20 protein-coding genes and 4 tRNA genes are annotated in these 25,321 nt (G+C 34.2%); 23 read left to right on the top strand and 1 reads right to left on the bottom strand.

All coding sequences use genetic code 11. The features are described from left to right. Positions 1 to 62 precede the first annotated feature (62 nt). The 6 genes from AAEO57_RS04755 to AAEO57_RS04730 all read left to right on the top strand — a co-directional run bounded on the left by AAEO57_RS04755 (position 63) and on the right by AAEO57_RS04730 (position 10,827). A complete protein-coding gene (locus AAEO57_RS04755) occupies positions 63 to 1,022 on the top strand; it encodes a GSCFA domain-containing protein (protein WP_341690033.1) in 960 nt (319 codons plus the stop codon). 160 nt (positions 1,023 to 1,182) lie between these two features. Beyond that, positions 1,183 to 6,285 (top strand): translocation/assembly module TamB domain-containing protein, encoded by a 5,103-nt coding sequence (locus tag AAEO57_RS04750; protein ID WP_341690031.1) that lies wholly within the window; start codon positions 1,183 to 1,185, stop codon positions 6,283 to 6,285. Positions 6,286 to 6,289: 4 nt separating this feature from the next. Further along, positions 6,290 to 8,587, top strand: coding sequence for a translocation and assembly module lipoprotein TamL (tamL, locus tag AAEO57_RS04745; RefSeq protein ID WP_423972138.1), 2,298 nt, complete (start codon positions 6,290 to 6,292; stop codon positions 8,585 to 8,587). A gap of 103 nt (positions 8,588 to 8,690) precedes the next feature. Further along, positions 8,691 to 9,173, top strand: coding sequence for a 3'-5' exonuclease (locus AAEO57_RS04740; RefSeq protein WP_341690280.1), 483 nt, complete (start codon positions 8,691 to 8,693; stop codon positions 9,171 to 9,173). Between the two features lie 92 nt (positions 9,174 to 9,265). Continuing rightward, positions 9,266 to 10,537 (top strand): DUF2851 family protein, encoded by a 1,272-nt coding sequence (locus AAEO57_RS04735; protein ID WP_341690027.1) that lies wholly within the window; start codon positions 9,266 to 9,268, stop codon positions 10,535 to 10,537. 62 nt (positions 10,538 to 10,599) lie between these two features. Continuing rightward, positions 10,600 to 10,827, top strand: a complete 228-nt coding sequence (locus AAEO57_RS04730) for a PspC domain-containing protein (RefSeq protein ID WP_163410578.1) — start codon at positions 10,600 to 10,602, stop codon at positions 10,825 to 10,827. A 75-nt stretch (positions 10,828 to 10,902) separates the two neighbouring features. Here AAEO57_RS04730 and AAEO57_RS04725 read toward each other — a convergent pair whose 3' ends face one another. Next, positions 10,903 to 12,351: an amino acid permease gene (locus AAEO57_RS04725; protein WP_341690024.1), complete on the bottom strand. Its 1,449-nt coding sequence runs from the start codon at positions 12,349 to 12,351 to the stop codon at positions 10,903 to 10,905. 253 nt (positions 12,352 to 12,604) lie between these two features. Between AAEO57_RS04725 and AAEO57_RS04720 the strand changes: the two genes are divergently transcribed. From AAEO57_RS04720 to rpoB, 17 genes are all read left to right on the top strand, one after another. Beyond that, positions 12,605 to 13,489, top strand: a complete 885-nt coding sequence (locus tag AAEO57_RS04720; protein ID WP_341690022.1) for a ComEA family DNA-binding protein — start codon at positions 12,605 to 12,607, stop codon at positions 13,487 to 13,489. A gap of 13 nt (positions 13,490 to 13,502) precedes the next feature. Next, positions 13,503 to 14,645 carry an acyl-CoA dehydrogenase family protein gene (locus tag AAEO57_RS04715; RefSeq protein ID WP_341690020.1) on the top strand — a complete coding sequence of 381 codons (1,143 nt, stop codon included), beginning with the start codon at positions 13,503 to 13,505 and terminating at the stop codon, positions 14,643 to 14,645. Positions 14,646 to 14,793: 148 nt separating this feature from the next. Beyond that, positions 14,794 to 14,988, top strand: coding sequence for a 30S ribosomal protein S21 (rpsU, locus tag AAEO57_RS04710; RefSeq protein WP_025571153.1), 195 nt, complete (start codon positions 14,794 to 14,796; stop codon positions 14,986 to 14,988). Positions 14,989 to 15,075: 87 nt separating this feature from the next. Then, a complete protein-coding gene (locus AAEO57_RS04705; protein WP_341690017.1) occupies positions 15,076 to 15,969 on the top strand; it encodes a tyrosine-type recombinase/integrase in 894 nt (297 codons plus the stop codon). A gap of 34 nt (positions 15,970 to 16,003) precedes the next feature. Continuing rightward, a complete protein-coding gene (gene hpf / locus AAEO57_RS04700; protein WP_341690015.1) occupies positions 16,004 to 16,306 on the top strand; it encodes a ribosome hibernation-promoting factor, HPF/YfiA family in 303 nt (100 codons plus the stop codon). A 90-nt stretch (positions 16,307 to 16,396) separates the two neighbouring features. Next, positions 16,397 to 16,470, top strand: a tRNA-Thr gene (locus tag AAEO57_RS04695). 60 nt (positions 16,471 to 16,530) lie between these two features. Continuing rightward, positions 16,531 to 16,611 (top strand) — tRNA-Tyr (locus tag AAEO57_RS04690). A gap of 78 nt (positions 16,612 to 16,689) precedes the next feature. Beyond that, positions 16,690 to 16,761 (top strand) — tRNA-Thr (locus AAEO57_RS04685). Positions 16,762 to 16,816: 55 nt separating this feature from the next. Further along, entirely contained in the window at positions 16,817 to 18,004 is a 1,188-nt protein-coding gene (gene tuf, locus AAEO57_RS04680) for an elongation factor Tu (protein WP_026730432.1), read from the top strand. A 57-nt stretch (positions 18,005 to 18,061) separates the two neighbouring features. Beyond that, positions 18,062 to 18,132 (top strand) — tRNA-Trp (locus AAEO57_RS04675). 18 nt (positions 18,133 to 18,150) lie between these two features. Next, a complete protein-coding gene (secE, locus tag AAEO57_RS04670) occupies positions 18,151 to 18,348 on the top strand; it encodes a preprotein translocase subunit SecE (protein ID WP_341690012.1) in 198 nt (65 codons plus the stop codon). 10 nt (positions 18,349 to 18,358) lie between these two features. Continuing rightward, the gene (gene nusG, locus AAEO57_RS04665) at positions 18,359 to 18,910 is read left to right on the top strand and encodes a transcription termination/antitermination protein NusG (RefSeq protein WP_341690010.1); all 552 of its coding nucleotides are present in this window, start codon (positions 18,359 to 18,361) and stop codon (positions 18,908 to 18,910) included. A 67-nt stretch (positions 18,911 to 18,977) separates the two neighbouring features. Then, the gene (rplK, locus tag AAEO57_RS04660) at positions 18,978 to 19,415 is read left to right on the top strand and encodes a 50S ribosomal protein L11 (protein ID WP_008466923.1); all 438 of its coding nucleotides are present in this window, start codon (positions 18,978 to 18,980) and stop codon (positions 19,413 to 19,415) included. 13 nt (positions 19,416 to 19,428) lie between these two features. After that, entirely contained in the window at positions 19,429 to 20,118 is a 690-nt protein-coding gene (gene rplA, locus AAEO57_RS04655) for a 50S ribosomal protein L1 (protein WP_025572415.1), read from the top strand. A 22-nt stretch (positions 20,119 to 20,140) separates the two neighbouring features. Beyond that, complete coding sequence (gene rplJ / locus AAEO57_RS04650) at positions 20,141 to 20,644, top strand: 50S ribosomal protein L10 (RefSeq protein WP_341689988.1); 504 nt, start codon at positions 20,141 to 20,143, stop codon at positions 20,642 to 20,644. 93 nt (positions 20,645 to 20,737) lie between these two features. Then, the gene (gene rplL, locus AAEO57_RS04645; protein WP_341689986.1) at positions 20,738 to 21,109 is read left to right on the top strand and encodes a 50S ribosomal protein L7/L12; all 372 of its coding nucleotides are present in this window, start codon (positions 20,738 to 20,740) and stop codon (positions 21,107 to 21,109) included. A gap of 265 nt (positions 21,110 to 21,374) precedes the next feature. Beyond that, on the top strand, positions 21,375 to 25,187 hold the full coding sequence (rpoB, locus tag AAEO57_RS04640) for a DNA-directed RNA polymerase subunit beta (RefSeq protein ID WP_341689983.1): 3,813 nt from the start codon (positions 21,375 to 21,377) through the stop codon (positions 25,185 to 25,187). The last annotated feature ends 134 nt before the right edge of the window (positions 25,188 to 25,321 follow it).

Here is a 25,321-nt window from a genome sequence, read left to right as displayed (position 1 = left end):
GGTATTTAAAAGTTAATTTTTTTGTTTATAAGAAATAGGCGAAATTTGTTTAAAACAAAACTATGCAATTCAGAACCCAAATTCCAATTTCAAAAAGTAATAATCCAATCGATTATAATTCAAAAGTGCTTTCAATTGGATCTTGTTTTGCAGAAAACATGGCAGATAAATTCGATTATTTTAAATTTCAGAATGTAATAAATCCATTCGGAATAATTTTTAATCCGGTTTCAATTGAGAAATTATTTAGAAGAGTTTGTGAGTTGGATTTTTATCAGGAAAAAGACGTTTTTTTTCATAATGAGCGTTGGCATTCTTATGAAGTGCATTCCGATTTAAGCAATTCCGACCGACAAGAATTGCTTGAAACTTTGAATAAAGCAATTACAGAAACCAATAAAAAATTAAAAGAAGCTACGCATATTATCATCACATACGGAACTTCCTGGATTTACAAAAATCTTGAAAGAGAAGAAATTGTAGCAAATTGCCATAAAGTCCCTCAAAAACAATTCTCAAAAGAATTATTATCAGCTGAAGTCATTCAGAAAAGCATTCAAAACACAATCGATTTAATTCAGACTTTAAACCCAGACATAAATTTCATTTTCACAGTTTCCCCAGTTCGTCATATAAAAGATGGTTTTGTCGAAAATCAATTAAGCAAATCACATTTATTCACGGCGCTACATCAAGTTTTAAAAACTCATAACTCACAACTCATAACTCATAACTATTTTCCTTCCTACGAAATCATGATGGATGAACTTCGCGATTATCGTTTTTATACCGAAGATATGCTACATCCCAACCAAATTGCAATCGATTATATCTGGAAACTTTTCAGCGAAAATTATGTTTCTGAAGGCAGCTTTTTGATAATGAAAGAAGTTGATGAAATCCAGAAAAGTCTTCGTCATCGCAGTTTCAATCCAGACTCAGATCAGCATCAAAAATTCCTTGCAAAACTTCAGCAAAAAATCAATCTTTTAAAAGAAAAACTGCCTCATATTACATTTTAACTTCTATTCGATAAAGAAGTAATTAACTATTTGTACGTAAAATTTTAGAATAATTGCACGTAATTATGTAAATTGTTAAAGCGTAAAAATTTACATTTTTGTAAAATCTATAATTCTGCTTTATAGAAACTGCAATTAATCTAATGTGTTTTATTGACGTATGAATAAAAAGACCATTCATTATTTTAAAAAAACACTACGTATTCTGCTATGGTGCGTGGGTTCTGTAGTTGCAATTTTATTAGTTCTTATTATACTTATTCAGGTTCCGTCGGTTCAGAATTTCGTTAAGGACAAAGCGGTAACCTACCTTCATAAAAAAATCAAAACCAAGGTTTCTTTAAATCATATTTCGATAAAATTTCCAAAAGATGTAGTGCTGGAAGGTTTTTATTTTGAAGATCAAAAAAAAGACACGCTGCTTGCTGGAAAACGTTTGGAAGTTGATGTTGATTTATTCAAATTGGTCAACAGTGAACTCGAAATCAATTCGGTTTCCCTTGAAAATGTAAAGGCGAATATTTCACGAAACAAAGAGGGTGTTTTCAATTTTGATTACATTATAAAAGCGTTTGAATCTAAAGAACCAAAAGCAGAAGATCCAGACAGCAAGCCTTTCAAAATATCGGTTGTAAAAGTAAATCTGGATAATGTCAAATTTAATTTTAAAGACGATTTTTCGAAAAATGATATTCGTGTAAACCTGACGCATTTTGATACAAAATTCAAAGAATTTGATTTGGATAAAATGAATTTTAATATTCCAAATATAAATCTGGACGGATTAAAATTGGTTTTAGATCAGGATGTTGCAGAGAAAATTGCTGAAGTTTCAGTGAAAACGGTAGATACAATTTCGAAGCGAAAAGATTTTAATCTGGATCTCGGTAAAATCAGTCTTTCGAAAATTGATATTTTATACGATAATAAAGATTCAAAACTGAATTCAGGAATTCGTTTGGGCAATCTAAATTTAGCGGTAAACAAAATCGATTTAAATAAACAGCTATTAGATTTCGAAACTTTCGAACTTAAAAATTTAAGCGGAAATTTAAGATTAGGGGCCAAAGACAAACAAATTCAGACTCCGAATTTAGATTCAACTGCCATTAAACAATCAGGCTGGAGAGTCAAATTAAAAGAAACTGATATAGAAAATGTTGCTTTTAAATTTGATGATATGCAGTCAAAACCAATGCCAAAAGGAATTGATTACAGTCATTTAGACTTGAGTAAATTGAATCTTAAAGCAGAAAAATTATATTATGGAAATGATACTATTTCCGGAAATATAAAATCACTCACCGTAAACGAAAAAAGCGGTTTGGAGATTCAGGCTTTAAAAACCGACTTTTTCTACGGACCTAAAAATGCAAATCTGAACAATTTGTATTTAAAAACGCCACAAACCCTTCTTCAGGATAAAATTAAAGTAGAATATAAATCGTTAGCTTCTCTGCAAAAAGATATTGCCAATCTTTCAGTTGAAGCGAATGTAAAAAATTCAAAAATTGGTTTCAAAGACATTTTATTATTTGTTCCTGATCTGCAAAAAACAAATCCGTTTAAGAGTAATCCAAAAGCGATTTTAGCGATCAATGCACATGTGAATGGAAAAGTAAAAGATCTGGATATTTCGCAGTTTGAAATGAGTGGAATCGGAACCACAAAAGTTTCTCTTTCGGGCAAGATAAAAGGCCTTCCGGATGCTCAAAAAGCGTATTATGATTTGAATATAAAGAAACTTTCGAGCACTTCAAAAGATATTTATGTGTTTGTGCCGGCGGGTACAATTCCTACGACTATTCAAATTCCTTCACAGCTAAATTTGCAAGGAAAATTCAAAGGTTCGGTTCAGAATTTCAAAACGAAGCTGGCGTTGAACAGTAGTTTCGGAAATGCGAAAGTTGATGCTTTGTTCGATCAGCGCATCAAAAAAAGAGAAAAGTACGATGCAACAGTTTATTTACTGGATTTCGATTTAGGCAGATTAATTAAAAATGATTCGATTGGAAAAATTACGCTTAAAGCGAAAGTCAAGGGAAATGGTTTAGACCCAAAAACAGCTAATGCAGCTATTGACGGATTAGTTCAAAAAGCCGTTTTTAATCGATATACATATAAAGATCTGGCTTTAAAAGGAAATATTGAGAACGGATCTTTTGCTGTAAAATCAGGTATGAAAGATCCAAATTTGAATTTCGATTTGGTTGCCAGCGGAAATACAAAAGAAAAATATCCATCAATTAAATTAAAATTAAACCTTGATATAGCCGATTTAGAAAAACTGAATCTTCACGCAGGCCCAATGAAACTTCGCGGAAATGTCGATGCTGATATCGCCAACAGCAATCCCGATTTTCTGAACGGAAAAGTGTTTCTTTCAAACATTCAAATTTTGCAGGACAAGGAACCAATTGTTTTAGATTCGGTTCGAGTGATTGCGTTTTCGGATAATACTAGAAATAATATCAAAATTTCGTCACAGTTTTTAAAAGCCGAAGTTGACGGAAAATACAAATTGACGACTTTAACATCGGCAATAAAAAAATCATTGTCAAAATATATAGATCTGAAAAATCCGAAAGTAAACGGAGAATCAGATGAACAACGATTGGCTTTTACTTTAACAGTTGATAACGATCCGATTTTGTTTAAATTAATTCCGAAACTTACAGGTTTAGAGCCTATTAAAATCACCGGAAAATATAATAATGTTGCCGATTCTTTAGAAATAAAAGGTTCAATTCCGAGAATTGTTTATGCGGATAATACCATTTCTGACGGAAAAATAAATATTGAAGCCAAAGAAAATGCTTTAGAATATTCGGTTTCAGTTGCTACGATTGAAAGCGGTTCATTGAAAATTCCGTTTACTAGTTTGTCAGGAAAAGCAGAAAATAATATTCTGGATTATGCGTTCGAAGTGAAAGATGTAAAAGACAAACAGCAGTATTTTGTTGGAGGGGAATTTAAAGCAGAAGATTCTAAAAACATTTTCAAAATTGATGCGGAAAATTTCGTTTTAAATTATGATAAATGGAAAATCGATCCGGAAAACGCAATTGAATTTGGGAAAAATCAGCTTTATGTCAATAAGTTTTTCCTTGAAAATGACGGAAATGAACTAAAAATTCAATCACAAGGAACACAAAATAACGCACCAATTCAGGTTGATTTTGTAAACTTCAAAATCGAAACCATTATGAGTATTGTCAAAAAAGACAAATTAATGATCCAAGGTTTGATTAATGGAAATGCGGTGGTTGAAAACGTAATGGCAAACCCAATTTTTACTTCAGATTTAAAAATTGATGATTTTACTTTTAAAGGTGAAAAAGTAGGCGATTTAGAAGTAAAGGTAGATAATAAAACAGCCAACTTGCTGGCAGCCAATGTACAGCTTAGTGATGAAGGAAATGATGTAAACCTTACAGGGGATTATGCAATTCAGGGAGGAACGTTCGATTTTGATGTCGTAATAAATAAACTGAATATAAAAAGTATCCAGGGTTTCAGTATGGATAACATTTCTGAAGGAACGGGTTATTTGTCAGGGAATTTTAAAATTCAGGGTACTGCTGCAGCACCTAAAATTAATGGAGAACTTAATTTTAATGATTCAGGTTTCAGAGTGACACAGCTGAATTCCTTCTTTAAAACAGATCAGGAAAAAATTACTTTCAATGAGGGTAAAATCACTTTTGACAAATTTACCTTTCAGGATGAAAATGACAATGAATTATCGATTGACGGTGTTATTCAGTCACCTGATTTTAGAAAATATAATTTTGGATTAATAATTACTGCTGACGATTTCAGAGCCATAAATTCTAAGGCTGCTGACAATAATTTGTTCTATGGGGATTTGTTTTTGGATACCAAACTAAATGTAAAAGGAACACTCGAAAACCCTGTGATTGGCGGTACTATTAAAGTCAATAAAGAAACTAAGTTTACGGTTGTTTTACCACAGTCAGATCCTTCGATTGCTGACAGAGAAGGAATTGTAGAGTTTGTTGACGAGGACAATCAATACCTGAGACAAACTGCTGCAATGGAGAAAAAGCTGAATCAGTCCGAATTAATCGGTATGGACGTAAGCGTTGATATTTCGATTGATAAAGAAGCAGAACTTACGCTGATTATAGATAAAGGAAACGGTGATTACCTGAATCTGAAAGGAGAAGCACAATTGACAGGAGGAATTGATCCTTCGGGAAAAACAACCCTGACCGGAAAATATGAATTTTCAGATGGTGCTTACGAAATGAATTTTAACATGATCCGAAGAAAATTTAATATTCAAAAAGGAAGTTCGATTATCTGGAACGGAGAGCCTACAATGGCAAGTTTGAATATCACGGCAATCTACAAAGTAAACACAGCACCAATTGATTTGCTTGGAAATCAGTTAGGAGATAAATCTCAGACTGAAAAAAACATGTATAAACAAAAAATTCCGTTTGAGACACACCTAAAAATGAATGGCGAATTATTAAAGCCGGAAATCACTTTTGATATTATCCTTCCAGAAGGTAATTATGGAGTGTCTTCTAATATTGTAGACATGTCTCGTACAAAACTGGAGCAGTTGCGCCAGGAACCTGCCGAGTTAAACAAACAGGTTTTTGCACTTTTGTTATTGAACAGATTTATTGGTGAAAATCCGTTTGCGAGCGAAAGCGGCGGTACAAATGCAGAATCTTTGGCTAGACAAAGTGTGAGTAAAATCCTTTCGCAGCAACTAAATGATTTTGCAGGAGAACTGATTAGTGGTGTGCAATTGGAATTTGATTTGGAATCAACAGAAGATTATACTACGGGAACTATGGAAAACAGAACCGATTTGAATGTTGGTGTTTCTAAAAAACTTTTGGATGATCGTTTGAAAGTGACTGTAGGAAGCAGTTTTGCAGTAGAAGGTCAGGAACGCGCCAACGAGCAAAGTACCAATATTGCAGGCGATGTTGCTTTGGATTATCAGCTGACAAAAGACGGTCGTTATATGCTTCGTGCATATCGAAAAAATGAATATCAGGTAGCCGTCGAAGGTCAGGTAATTGAAACCGGAATTGCTTTTATTATCACAATGAGTTACAATAAATTTCGTGAACTTTTTCATCGTACTGCAGCCGAAAAAGAAATGATTAAGGAGGATAAACTTCGTAAAGAACGAAAAAAACAAAAAGAAAAAGAAAACAAGGAAAATGGAATTGATGAAGAGGATAAGGAAATAAAAGGTAGCGAAATAAAAACATAAGGATATGAAAAACAGATATATAAAATATTGTATTATGCTGTCCATATTTTTTGTTTTTGGATGCAGTAATACCAAATATTTGCCAGAAGGAGAATTGCTTTATACGGGTGCTTCCGTAAAAGTAAAAGATTCAGTTATTAAAAAGAAAGATCGAAAAGCATTAGAAAAGGAATTGGAAGACTTGCTTCGTCCAAAACCGAATAAACAATTTTTGGGTCTTCGTCCGAAATTATGGTTTTACAATATTGCCGGTGAGCCCAAAAAAGAAAAAGGATTCAGGTATTGGCTTCGAACAAAAGTTGGTGAGGAACCGGTTCTTTTTAGTAAAGTCGATTTGGATTACAATGCTTCTGTGTTAAGAAATTTTGCCGAAAACAAAGGCTTCTTCAAGACACGTGTAAGTGCTGATTCAACCGTTCGAAATAAAAGAGCAACAGCAGAATATATTGTAGTACCCAAAAAGCAATATATTATTAAAAGTGTCACTTTTCCAGATGATTCATTGGCAATGTCAAGAATAATTGGAAGATCAAGCCGAAGAAGTTTATTGAAAGTTGGAAATCCATACGATTTAGATGTTATAAAAGCAGAAAGAGAACGAATTGATGCAAGATTAAAGGAACGCGGTTATTATTATTTTAATCCCGATTATATTTTGGCAAAAATTGATAGTAGTAAAGGCGATCATGAAGTAAAAATCAGACTGGTAATCAAAGGCGATGCTCCGCCAAAAGCACTCACGGCTTATAAAATTGACAAGATTTTCGTATATCCGAATTTCACGATTTCAAAAGACAGTGTAAAATACAAACCCGAAGATGTGGTACAGTATAAAGATTTTACCATTATTGATACTGCTAATACTTTTAAACCGAGAGTTTTTGACAGAACAATTTATTTTAAAAAGGGCGATTACTACAATAGAAAAGATCATAATCTGACATTAAACCGATTTGTAAATCTTGGGACTTTCAGTTTTGTAAAAAATGAATTTAAACCTTCAGACAGTTTGCCAAAGACTTTAGATTCTTATTATTATTTAACGCTTTTGCCAAAGAAATTTATTCGTGTCGAGGTTTTAGGAAAAACAAATTCGGCGAGTTATACAGGAACCGAAGTCAATGTAAACTGGAATAACAGAAATTTATTTGGAGGTGCTGAGTTATTGACAGTTTCTGTTTTTGGTGGAGCAGATTTTCAGCTTTCGGGAGTAAATAAAGGTAAAAATATATATAGATTGGGAACAGAAACAAGTTTGACCTGGCCAAGATTTATTGTGCCATTTTTTCCTGTTGAAGGTTCCAGTGAATATATACCAAGGACAAAAGCAACCGTAAGATATGAATATCAAAACAGAACCCAATTGTATGCTTTGAATTCGTTTAAAACCTCTTTTGGTTATTTGTGGAAAGAAAATGCCCGAAAAGAACATCAGTTAAATGTCTTTGATGTAACCTATGTAAGTCCAAACCATGTAACTCAGGAGTATCTGGACGATATAAAGGAGGATCCTTCTTTGGGGAAAATTATCGAAAAACAATTGATTTTTGGACCGACTTATTCTTATACATACACCAATACGATGCAAAAGCGTAAGAAGAATACTTTTTACTTTAACGGAGAATTGGATCTGGCCGGAAATATTACCGGTTTGGTTACCGGTGCAAACGTCAAAAAGAACGATACAATCAAAATTTTTGATGTTCCGTTTAGCCAATATGCAAAAATAAGGGGTGATTTCAGACATTATTTAAAACTAAGCAAAGAAAGCGAATTAGCCAGCCGAATTATTGTTGGAGCCGGAATTCCTTATGGGAATTCAGGTGTTTTACCAACTTCAAAACAGTTTGTTGTTGGCGGAACCAATAGTATTCGTGCTTTCAGGGCAAGATCAATCGGACCGGGAAGTTATTTTAATACAACTACGACAAACGATTATTTGCCAGATCAATCTGGAGATTTGAAGCTGGAATTCAGTACTGAATATCGGGCAAAACTTTTTAGTATTGTTCGCGGTGCTGCTTTTATCGATGCAGGAAATATCTGGCTCGTAAATGCCGACCCCAATAAACCCGGCGCAGAATTTTCTAAAGATTTTATGAAAGAAATTGCCGTTGGTGCGGGTGTTGGATTACGTTTTGATGTTTCTTTTTTTATTCTGAGAACAGATTTGGCTTTTCCGCTGCGAAAACCTTATTTGCCGGATGGTGAGCGATGGGTAATTAAGGATATTGATTTTGGAAGCGGATCTTGGCGAAAAGAAAATCTGATTTTGAATATCGCAATTGGGTATCCTTTCTAAAATCATTTACAAGAAAAAGTTTTTTATAAGAAGTGAAATGTTAGAAGAAGATTTAAATTTGCAAATGCAACTAGAAATTCTGAATCCTAAAAACACAATCAAATTGACTTTTACCGCTATAGATTTTGAAACCGCGACAGCCTACCATCCGTGTTCTGTTGGAATTGTAACTGTTGAAAACGGAATTATTACTGATGAGTTTGTTACTTTAATCAAACCGCCAAATAATGAATATAATCCCTTTACAATTCAGGTTCATGGAATATATCCGCATCATACGGTAAATGCGAAAACATTTTCACAGGTTTATCCAGAAATCGAAAAACGTTTAAAAAATAGGGTAGTTGTAGCACACAATGAAAGCTTTGACCGAAATGTTTTAATTAAATCGATGGCAATTAATGGTTTGCATTATGAAGATCTAAATATTGGCAAAAGGTGGGAGTGTACGGTTAAAATCTACAAAGCAAAAGGAATAAAGCCAACTAAACTCAGTGATTGCTGCCGGGAAATGAAGATTCAGCTAAATCACCATGAAGCTTTGTCTGATGCAAGGGCATGTGCTAAATTATATTTAATGAAATGATTTTCTTTAAATAACGTGTAAAATTGTAATATTAATACTATTTTTGGTACTTTAGAGTTATTATTGTAAATAATATTTTAAAGTCTAAAAAAATGAAAGAAGATTTTCTTCATTATCTCTGGAAGTTTAAAAAATTTGACACACTCAATTTAAAAACAGTAAATGAGGAGGAAGTCACCATTATTAACACCGGAAATTACTTAGAACTTGCCGGCCCTGATTTTTTCAATGCGCAATTAAAAATTGGCGATCAAAAGTGGGCAGGAAATGTTGAAATGCATGTAAAAGCTTCTGACTGGTATTTACATCTTCACGAAAAAGATACAGCATACGAAAATGTTATTTTGCATGTAGTATGGGAATATGACGCTGACATTTACAGGCGAAATAATACAGAAATTCCGGTATTAGTATTAAAGAATTATGTGTCCACGGAAACAATTTCAAATTATAAGAAACTTAAATCTCCTAAATCCTGGATATATTGCGAAAAACAGATTGCCCAAATACCCGTATTTATTTTTAAAAATTGGCAGGAACGTTTGTTTTTTGATCGTCTGGAAAGAAAATCTCAAATAATTTATGACTTGCTTAATGAAACAAATCAGGACTGGGAAGCGGTTTTGTTTTGTTTACTGGCTAAAAATTTTGGTTTAAATACAAATGGAAATGCTTTTTTACAATTTGCAAAAGCAATCCCTTTTTCAGTTATCCGAAAAGAAAGTTTTGAACTGGAAAGCCTGGAAGCTTTATTTTTCGGGACAACAGGTTTGTTGGAAGCGGATAAGGAAGATGTGTATTTTAAGGATTTAAAATTTAAGTATTATTACCTGTTGCATAAATATCAAATTGAAAAAGTTTATACAGAACCACTGCAGTTCTTTAAGCATCGTCCGGATAACTTTCCAACCATTCGTTTGGCACAATTGGCAGGTTTGTATTATCAGCATCAAAATTTGTTTTCTAAAATAATTAAACTGAAATCAATCGATAGTATTTACAAATTGTTTGCTATTTCAGCTAGTTCCTATTGGCAAAACCATTATCAGTTTGATAAGGAAAGCCCAAAGAAAACGAAATCATTATCGGATTCGTTTATAGATTTAGTAGTCATCAATACCATTGTGCCTTTACAATTTGCGTATGCCAAAACCATAGACGAATCGATTGCAGAAGATTTAATTTCAATTTTGAATGACATACGCCCTGAGAAAAATTCAATTATTGATAAGTTTAAATCTTTTGGGGTAACTTCAGAAAATGCTTTTGAAACACAATCTCTGCTTCAGCTAAAAAGTCAGTATTGTGATGTTAGTGGCTGCCTGAAATGCGCTGTTGGTATAGAATTACTGAAAAACAATTAAGCTTCTGAAATTTGCCAATTGGATATTTTTGTATTTTTGTCCATAAATAATACCAAAAAAAGATGTCCTTGATTTTAAAATTAAAATTCTTTTTCGAAAAATATGGTTTTCATGTTTCATCCAGATTAGCAGATAAACTGGGAATGCGTGTAACCAGTGTACGTTTGTTTTTTATATACATTTCATTTGTAACGGCCGGCTTGGGCTTTGGAGTATATCTCACTTTAGCCTTTTGGATTAGGCTGAAAGATTTAATCCGGGCAAAAAGAACATCCGTTTTTGATTTGTAATTTAGTATTGAATCATAAAAAAGGATCAGAAGTAAAAAATACTTTCTGATCCTTTTTTTGTATGATTTAGAAAAATTATTCTGGACTGTTCAATTTACTATTTTTCTTACCATATATGAAATAAATGATAATACCCAAAGCCATCCAGATTACAAGTCTGGCCCAGCTTTCATTAGGTAAAGAATACATTAGAGCTAAACAAATTAAGATTCCGGCAACTGGTACAAAAGGAACTAACGGAGTCTTAAAAGATCTTGGTGCATCAGGCATTTTTTTACGCATTACCATTACTCCAATGCATACAAGTACAAAAGCCAATAAAGTTCCAATACTTACCATATGTCCCAGGTCACTAACAGGTACAAGTCCTGCGAATAAACTAACGAAAACTAAAAAGAAAAGATTTGTTTTCCATGGAGTGCGAAATTTAGGATGGATTGAACTGAAAAAAGGAGGTAATAAACCATCTTTACTCATAGTGTAAAAAACACGGCTCTGTCCCATAAGCATTACTAACATTACTGAAGTATACCCTGCTAAAATTGCGATAATTAAACCTGTCTGTAAAAAGTCATAACCTGTTTTTGCAAATGCCGTTGCAGCTGGTTTAGCATCACCTGCAAACTCATGATAAGGGACAAGTCCTGTCATTACGTGAGCAAATAACACATATAACAATGTACAGATTGCTAAAGAACCTAAAATACCAATCGGCATTCCTTTTTGTGGGTCTTTTGCTTCTTGTGCGGCAGTTGATACGGCATCAAAACCAATAAAGGCAAAAAATACTGTTGCTGCTCCTGTAGCAATTCCAGACCATCCGAAAACACCAAAAGTTCCTGTGTTTTCAGGTATATATGGAGTGTAGTTGTTTGTATCAATAAATTTCCATCCTAAAACAATGAAAATAATTACTACAGCTACTTTTACAACAACTAAAAAGTTATTCAATGAAGCCGATTCTTTTGTTCCTTTAATTAATAATAAGGAAAGAAGCGAAACAATAAATATGGCAGGTAAATTAACAATTCCGCCTTCTATTACAGTGCCATTGCTCAAAGTCAAAGTTTCCCATGGTGAACAAATTAAGTCGGGAGGCAAATTAATCCCAAATTTAGCAAATAGTTCAAGCAGGTATCTGGACCAGCTAACACCTACCGTTGCAGCACCCAAAGCATATTCTAAAACTAAATCCCAGCCAATAATCCAGGCCATAAATTCTCCCATAGTCGCATAGGAATAGGTGTAAGCACTACCGGCAACCGGAATCATTGAAGCAAATTCTGCATAGCAAAGTCCTGCAAATGCACATCCTACAGCAGCTAAAATAAAAGATATTGTTACCGCCGGGCCAGCATGTTCTGCAGCAGCAATTCCGGTTAGCGAAAATAATCCCGCTCCAATAATTGCTCCAACTCCAAGTGCAACAAGCGAACGTGAAGATAAGGTTCTTTTTAATCCTTTTTCAGATTCGGATGCTTCACCAAGCAGTACCGAAAGAGGTTTAGTTTTCCAAATTGACATATTTTAATATTGGTTTATTGTTATTAAGCTCCAAATGTATTGTTTTTTATAAAAAATAAAAACAATTATGATGTTTTAAGTTATAAAATATTTAATTTTTGGAACGAAACGATAAGAAAAGTTCGGTGTTCTTTGAAATGTGTTACGCTATTAGTAACAATGTTGTAGTTTGTATTTTTTTGAAAAAACATAAAATTAAGTATTTTTCTTAATAAAATTTATATTTTTATGATTGAAAAATTATACTTAAAAAATGAATTTTAAAAATACAGCTTCTTATTTTAGTTTTACAAGCCAACAGCGCAAAGGGATTTTTTTTCTCCTACTCATAATTGTTGGACTGCAATTGTTTTATTTTTTCTCTGATTTTAGTGAAGTGGAAAAAAGTCAGCCTGAAAAGGAACAATGGCTGGCTCTACAGTCTGAAGTAGATTCTTTAAAGACAATTAAATATAATAGCAAACTTAAAATATATCCTTTTAATCCAAATTTCATTTCAGATTATAAAGGATATAAACTCGGAATGTCAACTGTTGAAATAGACAGGCTTTTTGCTTTTAGAAAAGAGGATAAATATGTTAATTCTGCTGAGGAATTTCAAAAAGTTACAAAAATTTCAGATTCCTTATTAAATGCTATTTCGCCATATTTTAAATTCCCCGATTGGATTAAGAATAAAAAGAGTTTTAAAACTTCTGATATAAGATATTTGTCACAATCCTTGAAAAAAGAGAATATTATCGTTTTAGATATTAATCAGGCGAGTCAGGATGATTTAATGAAAATTAAAGGCATTGGTGAAGCTTTATCACTTCGAATTTTAAAGCAAAAAGAAAGCTTGGAGGCTTTTGTTTCTATGGAACAGATAAATGATATTTGGGGACTTTCTCCTGATGTTGTCCATGAATTGAAAAAGTATTTTAAGGTTTCTTCTTTACCAAAAATTAAAAAAATCCCGGTAAATGATGCTGCTTTAAAGGAGCTGGCTCAATTCCCGTACTTTAGATATGCTTTGGCAAAACAAATAGTAACTTATCGTAGCATGAACGGAAATATTAAAAATATTGAGGATTTGATAAATATTAAAGGCTTTCCTGTTGAAAAAGCAAATATAATTAGTTTATATTTGGAGTTCTAAAAACAGGTTACAAATGAATTTTGATTATAATGAAACCCAGTCTATGATTGCGGAGTCTATAAAAGATTTTGCAGCAAAAAATATAAAGCCTTATATAATGGAGTGGGATGAAGCGCAAATATTTCCAATTTCATTATTTAAAAAATTGGGTGAAATGGGATATATGGGGGTCTTGGTTCCTGAAGAATATGGAGGATCTGGTTTAGGATATCATGAATATATTACAGTAATCGAAGAAATTTCCAAAGTTGATCCATCAATAGGACTCTCGGTCGCAGCACATAATTCATTATGTACCAATCATATTTTAACTTTTGGGAATGATGAACAAAGGAAAAAATGGCTACCAAAACTGGCTACAGCAGAACATATTGGAGCCTGGGGATTAACAGAGCATAATACGGGCTCTGATGCTGGGGGGATGAACACAACAGCTGTTAAAGATGGTGATTTCTGGATTGTAAATGGAGCGAAAAACTTTATAACTCATGCTATTTCAGGAGATATTGCGGTAGTAGTGGTTCGTACAGGAGAAAAAGGAGATTCAAAAGGAATGACAGCTTTTGTATTTGAAAAAGGCATGCCGGGATTTACTTCTGGAAAAAAAGAAAATAAATTAGGAATGCGTGCCAGCGAAACAGCTGAACTGGTTTTTGATAATTGTCGTGTGCCAGATGCAAATAGATTAGGAGAAGTAGGACAAGGGTTTGTTCAGGCTATGAAAATATTGGATGGAGGGAGGATCTCAATAGGAGCATTATCACTTGGAATTGCAAAAGGAGCCTACGAAGCAGCTCTTAAATATTCTAAAGAAAGACATCAGTTTGGTCAGCCGATTAGTAGTTTTCAGGCTATTTCCTTCAAATTAGCTGATATGGCAACTGAAATTGAGGCTTCTGAATTGTTGCTACACAAGGCGGCTTTCTTAAAACAAGAACATAAACCTGTTACAACTTTAGGAGCAATGGCCAAGATGTATGCGTCTGAGGCTTGTGTGAAAATCGCTAATGAAGCAATTCAGATTCATGGAGGATATGGTTATACAAAAGATTTTCCGGTTGAGAAATTTTACAGGGATGCTAAATTATGTACGATTGGAGAGGGAACAACTGAAATTCAAAAATTAGTTATTTCGAGAAATTTGTTGAAAGAATAAAGAATAGAAGGATAAAGTAATTATCGGTCAAAGTCTATTGTATTTTATTTGTGTTCTTCTTTCATTTTAAAATAATTTATAATTTATACCTCATAATTCATAATTAATACATACTTTTGCAGCCTTAACGAAAGGAGGTGTCTATATTATGTTAATTATACCAATTAAAGACGGAGAAAATATCGATAGAGCATTAAAGCGCTATAAAAGAAAATTTGATAAAACAGGAACTGTTCGTCAATTAAGAGCACGTACTGCTTTTATTAAGCCTTCTGTTATCAAAAGAGCTCAAATTCAAAAAGCGGCTTACATTCAAAACTTGAAAGACAGTTTAGAGAGTTAATATCAGCTTTTTAAAATAATTACCGTTAGTCATCAAAATAAATTAACTTTGATGCTAACGGTTTTTTTATGCTTAAATTTTTAAGTTATGAAGTCAAATAAAGATGCATTTCGTGATTATCTTCAGTTGGAGAAAAAATATTCGCCACATACTATTAATGCTTACCTGAATGATATTTCGTTTTTTGAGATTTTTAATAAAGCTCATTTTGATCAGGAAAATATTGAGAGTGTGAATTACAGTCAGGTCAGGAGCTGGATTGTTTCGTTGGTTGATGAAGGTGTTTCGAATGTGTCGGTTAATAGAAAAATGGCATCTTTAAAGTCGTTTTATAAATTTCTTTTAAAAACAAAACAAATAGAGGTTAGTCCAATGTTGAAGCATAAAGCTTTGAAAACTCCTAAAATTGTCCAGATTCCTTTTTCGGAAAAAGAATTAACTGATTTAATGCTGGAGGTTGGAGAGCCTGCTGGTTTTGAGGAAATCAGGGATAAGCTTATAGTGGAGCTTTTTTATACAACAGGAATGCGGAGAGCTGAACTGATAAGTTTAATGATGGCTAATGTGGATTTATCTTCGGGTGTTGTTAAGGTTTTAGGAAAAAGAAATAAAGAACGTATTATTCCGGTTTTGCCAATAGTTGCAAAGCAGATTAGGTTATATTTGGATGAACGATTGGCTGTTGGAAAAATAGTGGATGAAAATTATTTTTTTATTTCTAAAAAAGGGTTAAAATTGAGCGAATCTTTTGTGTATCGTTTAATAAATTCATACTTTAGTAGGGTCTCTGAAAAGGTAAAAAAGAGTCCTCATGTGCTTCGGCATACGTTTGCGACTCATTTGCTTAATAATGGGGCAGATTTGAATTCAGTTAAAGAATTATTAGGACATTCTAGTTTGGCGTCTACCCAGGTTTATACGCATAATAGTTTAGCGGAACTTAAAAAGGTTTATACTGGTGCGCATCCAAGAAGTAAATAATGATTCTGAAATGTTTAACTCTAAAATTAGAATTATGAAGGTAGATGTTCATGCCGTTAACTTCACTGTTGACAGAAAGTTGGTAGATTTTGTTCAGGAGAGAATGAATAAATTAGAAAAATATTACGATCGGGTGGTCTCGGCAGATGTATTTTTGAAAGTTGAAAGAACAAGTGATAAGGAGAATAAAGTTGTTGAGATTAAAATTAATGTTCCGGGGGATGATTTTTTAGTTAAAAAACAATGCAAGACTTTTGAGGAAGCGGTTGAGCTTTCGGCGGAATCATTAGAACGTTTGCTTGTAAAAAGAAAAGAAAAAATAAGAGCGCATATATAATTGAAATTTTTTTCAAAAAATGTTTTGATACAAAGATAAAATAGCTACATTTGCAGTCCGTTAGAAATAGCGGACTTTTTTATTGTATTCGCCGATGTAGCTCAGCTGGCTAGAGCAGCTGATTTGTAATCAGCAGGTCGTGGGTTCGAGTCCCTCTATCGGCTCAGTAAATTTCAAATGCGATTTGAAATTGGTTCTTTGAAAATGATCGAATTTTGAAATTAGGGGAGATACTCAAGCGGCCAACGAGGGCAGACTGTAAATCTGCTGTGTGAACTTCGCAGGTTCGAATCCTGCTCTCCCCACAAAAAAGAAGTGAAGGTTTTGGGTTGAAGGTTTTGTTTAAAAAATCTAAATTCAAAAATCTAAAATCAGAACTCTCTGCCGGTGTAGCTCAGGGGTAGAGTGCTTCCTTGGTAAGGAAGAGGTCTCGGGTTCAAATCCCGACATTGGCTCAAGTAAGTAGGAAATTGAAAATTAATATATAACTAAGATTAAAAATTAAGTAAAATGGCAAAGGAGAATTTTAATCGTTCCAAACCGCACTTAAACATAGGTACAATTGGACACGTGGATCACGGAAAAACTACATTAACTGCTGCAATTACAAAAGTATTGTCAGATGCTGGTTACTGTCAAGCAAAATCGTTTGATCAAATCGATAACGCTCCAGAGGAGAAAGAAAGAGGTATTACTATTAATACATCACACGTAGAGTACGAAACAGCTAACCGTCACTACGCTCACGTTGACTGTCCAGGTCACGCGGATTACGTAAAAAACATGGTTACTGGAGCTGCTCAAATGGACGGAGCTATCTTAGTAGTTGCTGCTACAGATGGTCCAATGCCACAAACTCGTGAGCACATCCTTTTAGGACGTCAGGTTGGTATTCCAAGAATCGTTGTTTTCATGAACAAAGTGGATATGGTTGATGATGCTGAGTTATTAGAGCTTGTTGAAATGGAAATTAGAGATTTATTATCTTTCTACGAATATGATGGAGATAATGGTCCTGTTGTTCAGGGTTCTGCTTTAGGTGGATTGAACAATGATCCTAACTGGGTTCCTAAAATTATTGAATTAATGGAAGCTGTTGATGCTTGGATCGAAGAGCCAGTACGTGACGTAGCTAAACCATTCTTGATGCCAGTTGAGGACGTATTTACAATTACAGGTCGTGGAACTGTTGCTACAGGTCGTATCGAAACTGGAGTTGCTAACACTGGAGATCCTGTTGAAATCATTGGTATGGGAGCTGAAAAATTAACTTCTACTATTACAGGAGTTGAGATGTTCCGTAAAATTCTTGATAGAGGTGAAGCTGGAGATAACGTAGGTTTATTGTTAAGAGGTATTGATAAAGCTGATATCAAAAGAGGTATGGTTATTATTAAGCCAGGTTCAGTAAAACCACACGCTAAATTTAAAGCTGAGGTTTATATCTTGAAAAAAGAAGAAGGTGGACGTCACACTCCATTCCACAATAACTACCGTCCACAGTTCTACGTACGTACAACTGACGTAACAGGAGTTATTTCTTTACCAGCAGGTGTAGAGATGGTAATGCCAGGTGATAACTTAACTATCGAGGTTGCTTTATTAAGCCCAATCGCTATGAACGTAGGTTTACGTTTTGCTATCCGTGAAGGTGGTAGAACAGTTGGTGCTGGTCAGGTTACTGAAATCGTAGAGTAATTCTATAAATAAATAAAAGCCAGTTGATTTTCTTAATTGAAATCACTGGCTTTAATTACGGGCGTAGTTCAAGGGTAGAATAGCGGTCTCCAAAACCGTTGATGGGGGTTCGAATCCCTCCGCCCGTGCAATAAAAAATATATCAAATGACAAAAGTTATTAATTATTTATCAGAGGCTTTCGAAGAGTTAAAGTCAAATGTTACTTGGCCAGCTTGGGCTGAGGTTCAAAAATTGACAATTGTCGTAGCTGTATTTTCGATTCTATTTGCTTTGGCAACTTGGGGAGTAGACGAATTTTTTGCAAAAGCTTTGGCTGGATTTTTTAACTGGTTAAAAGGATAATTTTTTTGTGATGGCAGATAATAATGTGAAGAAATGGTATGTGGTTAGAGCTGTAAGTGGCCAGGAAAATAAGGTTAAGGCTTACATTGAGACTGAGATTGCCAGATTGGGAATGAGTGATTATGTTTCTCAGGTTTTAGTTCCTACCGAAAAAGTAGTTACTGTAAAAGAGGGAAAGAAAATGTCTAAGGATAAAGTTTATTTTCCAGGATATGTAATGATCGAAGCTAATTTGGTTGGTGAGGTACCTCATATTATTAAGTCAATTACTAGTGTTATTGGTTTTTTAGGAGAGACTAAAGGTGGTGAGCCGGTTCCATTGAGGTTATCAGAGGTAAATCGTATGTTAGGAAAAGTAGATGAGTTAGCTGTTAATACGGATACTCGTTCTATTCCTTTTAGTATAGGTGAGACTGTCAAAGTAATTGATGGGCCTTTCAATGGATTTAATGGTTCTGTTGAAAAAATCAATGAAGAGAAGCGTAAGCTTGAGGTAATGGTTAAGATTTTCGGAAGAAAAACACCATTAGAATTAAGTTTTGTGCAAGTAGAAAAAGTATAATTTTTTGTTACACTATAATAAACCATTGTAATCGCTTCCATAGATTGCAATGTTAAATTTTTTAAAAATGGCTAAAGAAATTAGTAAGGTAGTTAAACTACAAGTTAAGGGAGGTGCTGCGAATCCGTCGCCACCGGTTGGACCTGCTTTAGGAGCTGCTGGGGTTAATATCATGGAGTTTTGTAAGCAATTTAATGCTAGAACTCAAGATAAACCTGGCAAAATTTGTCCAGTGCAAATCACTGTGTACAAAGACAAATCATTTGATTTTGTTGTTAAGACTCCTCCAGCAGCAGTTCAGTTAATGGAAGCTGCAAAGCTAAAATCTGGTTCTGGTGAGCCTAATCGTAAAAAAGTAGCTAGCGTTACTTGGGAACAAATTAGAACTATTGCTGAAGACAAAATGCCTGACTTAAATGCTTTCACAATTGAGAAAGCTATGAGTATGGTTGCTGGAACAGCTAGATCTATGGGTATAACTGTATCAGGAGATGCTCCTTTTTAATTAAGAAAAAGAAATGGCAAAATTAACAAAAAAGCAAAAAGAGGCTGCTTCAAAAATTGAAAAGAACAAATTATACTCTTTAAAAGATGCTGCGGCATTAATTAAAGTTGTTGCTTCTGCAAAATTTGATGAGTCTGTTGATATCGCAGTTCGTTTGGGTGTTGATCCAAGAAAAGCGAATCAAATGGTTAGAGGTGTGGTAACTTTACCTCACGGAACAGGAAAAGACGTTAAAGTATTAGCGTTGGTTACTCCAGATAAAGAAGCTGAAGCAAGAGAGGCTGGAGCAGATCACGTTGGTCTTGATGATTATTTACAAAAAATTAAAGACGGTTGGACAGATGTTGATGTAATCATCACTATGCCTGCTGTTATGGGTAAATTAGGTCCATTAGGTCGTATTTTAGGACCTAGAGGTTTAATGCCAAACCCTAAAACAGGTACTGTAACTATGGATGTTGCAAAAGCTGTTCAAGAAGTTAAAGCTGGTAAAATTGACTTTAAAGTTGATAAAACTGGTATCGTACACGCAGGAATCGGTAAAGTTTCTTTTGGGGCTGAGCAGATTGTTGACAACGCACACGAAATTATTCAAACATTAATAAAACTTAAACCAACTGCTGCTAAAGGTACATACATTAAAGGTATTCACCTTACAAGCACAATGAGTCCTGCTATCGCATTAGACCCAAAAGCAGTATAATTGGTAGTTAAAAATTTTTAGTATGACTAGAGAAGAAAAATCAATCGCGATTGAAAATTTAACTGCGCAGTTAGCTGGTACAAATATCATTTATGTATCTGATATTTCTGGTTTAAACGCAGAGACAACTTCAAACTTACGTAGAGCTTGTTTTAAAGCAGGTATCAAATTAGAAGTTGTAAAGAACACTTTGCTTGCAAAAGCAATGGAAGCTTCTTCTAATGATTATGGTGATTTACCTACAGTTTTAACTGGTAACAGTGCTATCTTTATTTCTGATGTTGCTAACGCACCTGGAAAAATTATCAAAGATTTCCGTAAGAAATCTGATAAACCAGTTTTAAAAGGAGCTTACATTAATTCTGAAGTGTATATTGGGGATAACCAATTAGATGCATTAGCTACAATTAAATCTAAAGAAGAGCTTATTGGAGAAATCATTGGATTATTACAATCTCCAGCTCAAAGAATTATTTCTGCTTTACAAAACAAATTCGCAGGAAGCGAAGAAGAAGGAGCAGAGTAATTATAAATGTAAGGAAGAGTACTTTCTTACTGCTTAATTAGCGCACAATAAATAAATTATATTTTTTACAAATCATTTTAAACGATAGAAAAAATGGCAGATTTGAAACAATTCGCAGAACAATTAGTTAACTTAACAGTTAAAGAAGTTAACGAATTAGCAACAATATTAAAAGACGAGTATGGTATCGAGCCTGCTGCTGCAGCTGTAGTAGTTGCTGCTGGTGGTGGAGAAGGTTCTCAAGAAGAAGCGCAAACTGAATTTACAGTTGTATTGAAAGATGCAGGAGCTTCTAAATTAGCTGTTGTAAAATTAGTTAAAGAATTAACTGGTTTAGGTCTTAAAGAAGCTAAAGATGTAGTTGACGGTGCACCAAGTAATGTTAAAGAAGGTGTTTCTAAAGAAGAGGCTGAAGGTCTTAAAAAATCTTTAGAAGAGGCTGGAGCTACTGTTGAGCTTAAATAATTAAACTCAGTTTAAGAACTAGGTTTAGGTCTTGAGTTAACACTCAAAGACCTAAACCATTTTTCGTATAATAAAATATATCAAGTTTTATTATTCCATAGTTTAAAATACGAAAAAGTTTTAGATCAATACGAAGAAAGAAAATGGAGCTTATTTCTATGTTTTATTTTTAAAGATGTATTGATTATAATAAGAAAGTATAGATTAAACAGTGTGTTTTACACAAACAAAAATTACTTTTTTTTAATCAAAATTTTGTCCATTGATGATAACAAATCAGACTGAAAGATTGAATTTTGCCTCTACAAAAAATATCCCTGATTATCCAGATTTCTTAGATGTTCAGGTTAAATCTTTTAAAGATTTCTTTCAATTAGAAACGAAATCTGACGAAAGAGGCAACGAAGGGTTATACAACACCTTCATGGAAAATTTCCCAATTACAGATACAAGAAATAATTTTGTATTGGAATTCCTAGATTATTTTGTTGATCCGCCACGTTATACAATTCAAGAATGTATAGAGAGAGGTCTTACTTATAGTGTGCCTTTAAAAGCCAGGTTAAAACTATACTGTACAGATCCAGAACACGAAGATTTTGAAACAATTGTACAAGATGTTTATCTTGGAACAATTCCTTACATGACTCCTAGTGGTACTTTTGTTATTAATGGTGCCGAGCGTGTTGTAGTATCTCAATTACACCGTTCTCCAGGGGTTTTCTTTGGACAGTCATTCCATGCAAATGGAACTAAACTTTATTCTGCAAGAGTAATTCCTTTTAAAGGATCTTGGATAGAATTCTCTACAGATATTAACAGCGTAATGTACGCTTATATCGATAGAAAGAAAAAATTACCTGTAACAACTTTATTCCGTGCTATCGGTTTCGAAAGAGATAAGGATATCCTTGAAATTTTCGACTTAGCTGAAGAAATTAAAGTTTCTAAAACTGGTATTAAGAAATATATTGGAAGAAGACTTGCTGCTCGTGTATTGAATACATGGCATGAGGATTTCGTTGATGAGGATACTGGAGAAGTAGTTTCTATCGAACGTAACGAAATCATCCTTGATCGTGACACTATTATCGACAAAGATAATGTTGAAGAGATCATCGATTCTAACGTTAAATCTATTTTGTTACACAAAGAGGATAATAATCAGGCAGATTATGCTATTATCCACAACACGTTACAAAAAGATCCAACAAACTCTGAAAAAGAAGCTGTAGAGCACATTTACCGTCAGTTGCGTAACGCTGAACCGCCTGATGAGGAAACTGCTCGTGGTATTATAGATAAATTGTTCTTCTCTGATCAACGTTATAACTTAGGTGAAGTTGGTCGTTACAGAATGAACAAAAAATTGAATTTAGATATCCCTATGGATAAGCAAGTGCTTACCAAAGAAGATATCATTACAATCGTAAAATATTTGATTGAATTAATCAACTCTAAAGCAGAGATTGATGATATTGATCACTTATCAAACCGTCGTGTTAGAACAGTTGGAGAACAATTGTCTCAACAATTCGGTGTTGGTTTAGCACGTATGGCTAGAACTATTCGTGAGAGAATGAACGTTAGAGATAACGAGGTGTTTACACCAATTGATTTGATCAATGCTAAAACATTATCATCAGTTATCAACTCTTTCTTTGGTACTAACCAGTTATCTCAATTTATGGATCAAACGAATCCATTAGCTGAGATTACACACAAAAGAAGACTTTCTGCACTTGGACCAGGTGGACTTTCGAGAGAGAGAGCTGGATTTGAGGTTCGTGACGTTCACTATACACACTATGGTCGTTTATGTCCGATTGAAACTCCAGAGGGACCAAACATTGGTTTGATTTCATCTCTTGGGGTTTATGCAAAAGTTAACGGAATGGGATTCATCGAAACTCCATACCGTAAAGTAACAAATGGTGTAGTTGATTTAGAAAGTACTCCAGTTTACTTAAGTGCTGAAGAAGAAGAAGGTAAAATGATTGCTCAGGCAAACATTGAAATGGATGCTTCTGGTAAGATTACAGCAAGCAATGTTATTGCTCGTGAGGAAGGTGACTTCCCGGTTGTTGAACCATCTGTAGTTCATTATACAGACGTTGCTCCTAATCAGATTGCTTCTATTTCTGCATCATTGATTCCTTTCTTGGAGCATGATGATGCGAACCGTGCGTTGATGGGATCAAACATGATGCGTCAGGCAGTTCCTTTGATCCGTCCTGAAGCACCGATTGTTGGTACAGGTTTAGAGCGTCAGGTAGCTTCAGATTCAAGAGTATTAATCAATGCTGAAGGGCATGGAACTGTTGAATATGTTGATGCAAATATCATTACTATTAAATACGATCGTACTGAAGACGAGAGAATGGTTAGTTTTGATGCTGATGAGAAAACATACAACCTTATTAAATTTAGAAAAACCAATCAAGGTACAAGTATTAACTTGAAACCAATCGTAAGAAAAGGTGATAGAGTTATTCCTGGACAAGTATTATCAGAAGGATATGCTACTCAAAATGGAGAATTAGCTTTAGGTAGAAACTTAAAAGTTGCGTTCATGCCATGGAAAGGGTACAACTTCGAGGATGCGATTGTAATTTCTGAAAAAGTAGTTCGTGATGATATTTTTACATCTATCCACGTTGATGATTATTCATTAGAGGTTAGAGATACTAAGTTAGGAAACGAAGAGTTAACAAACGATATTCCTAACGTTTCTGAAGAAGCTACTAAAGATTTAGATGAAAACGGTATGATTAGAATTGGAGCAGAGGTTAAACCTGGCGACATTCTTATCGGGAAAATTACACCAAAAGGAGAATCAGATCCTACTCCAGAGGAGAAATTGCTTCGTGCAATCTTCGGGGATAAAGCAGGTGATGTAAAAGATGCTTCATTAAAAGCTTCTCCATCTTTACATGGTGTAGTTCTTGACAAAAAATTATTTGCAAGAGCCGTAAAAGATAAACGTAAACGTACTCAGGATAAAGATGCTTTAGGTGCTTTAGAAATGGAATTCGAAACTAAATTTGTTGAATTAAAAGACAGATTGGTTGAGAAATTATTCTTGATCGTTAACGGAAAAACATCTCAAGGTGTAATGAATGATTTGGGTGAAGAAGTTTTACCAAAAGGTAAAAAATATACTCAAAAAATGCTTTACGCAGTAGAGGATTTTGCTCACTTAAGCAAAGGACAGTGGGTTGCTGATGATGCTACAAATAAAATGGTTAATGATTTAATTCACAACTATAAAATTAAGCTGAACGACTTACAAGGAGCTTTAAGAAGAGAGAAATTTACTATTACAGTTGGAGATGAATTACCATCTGGAATCTTGAAATTGGCTAAAATCTATATCGCTAAAAAACGTAAGTTAAAAGTTGGTGATAAAATGGCGGGACGTCACGGTAACAAAGGTATTGTTGCTAGAATCGTTCGTCATGAAGATATGCCTTTCTTAGAAGATGGAACACCAGTAGATATCGTATTGAATCCACTTGGGGTACCTTCACGTATGAACATTGGTCAAATTTATGAGACTGTTCTTGGATGGGCTGGTATGAACTTGGGTAGAAAATTTGCTACTCCAATCTTCGACGGTGCTTCTCTAGACGAAATCAATGCTTTGACTGATGAGGCTAATGTACCACGTTTCGGACATACCTATCTTTATGATGGTGGTACTGGAGAGCGTTTTGCACAAAAAGCAACTGTGGGTGTAATTTACATGCTTAAATTAGGACACATGGTTGATGATAAGATGCACGCACGTTCTATCGGACCATACTCATTAATTACGCAACAGCCACTTGGAGGTAAGGCTCAATTTGGAGGTCAGCGTTTTGGAGAGATGGAGGTTTGGGCACTTGAGGCTTATGGAGCTTCTAGTACTTTACGTGAAATCTTAACTGTTAAGTCTGATGACGTTATTGGTAGAGCTAAAACTTACGAGGCTATCGTTAAGGGAGAAACTATGCCAGAACCAGGTTTACCAGAATCATTCAATGTATTAATGCACGAATTGAAAGGTCTAGGTCTAGATCTTCGTTTGGAAGAATAAATAAAAAGTTTTCAGTCACAGTCTCAGTATTCAGTTTAGCACTGAAAACTGGGACTGAGGCCGTTTACTAAATGTTACAAGTTTTTAAAGATTTATACCCGTAAACCGTTCCGATTTTTTATAACAATGCGAGG

It is taken from the genome of Flavobacterium calami (genome assembly GCF_038290035.1).
Lineage (GTDB): Bacteria > Bacteroidota > Bacteroidia > Flavobacteriales > Flavobacteriaceae > Flavobacterium > Flavobacterium calami.
The sequence above is the reverse complement of the archived record's forward strand: the minus strand, read 5'-3'. Positions and strand labels throughout refer to the sequence as shown.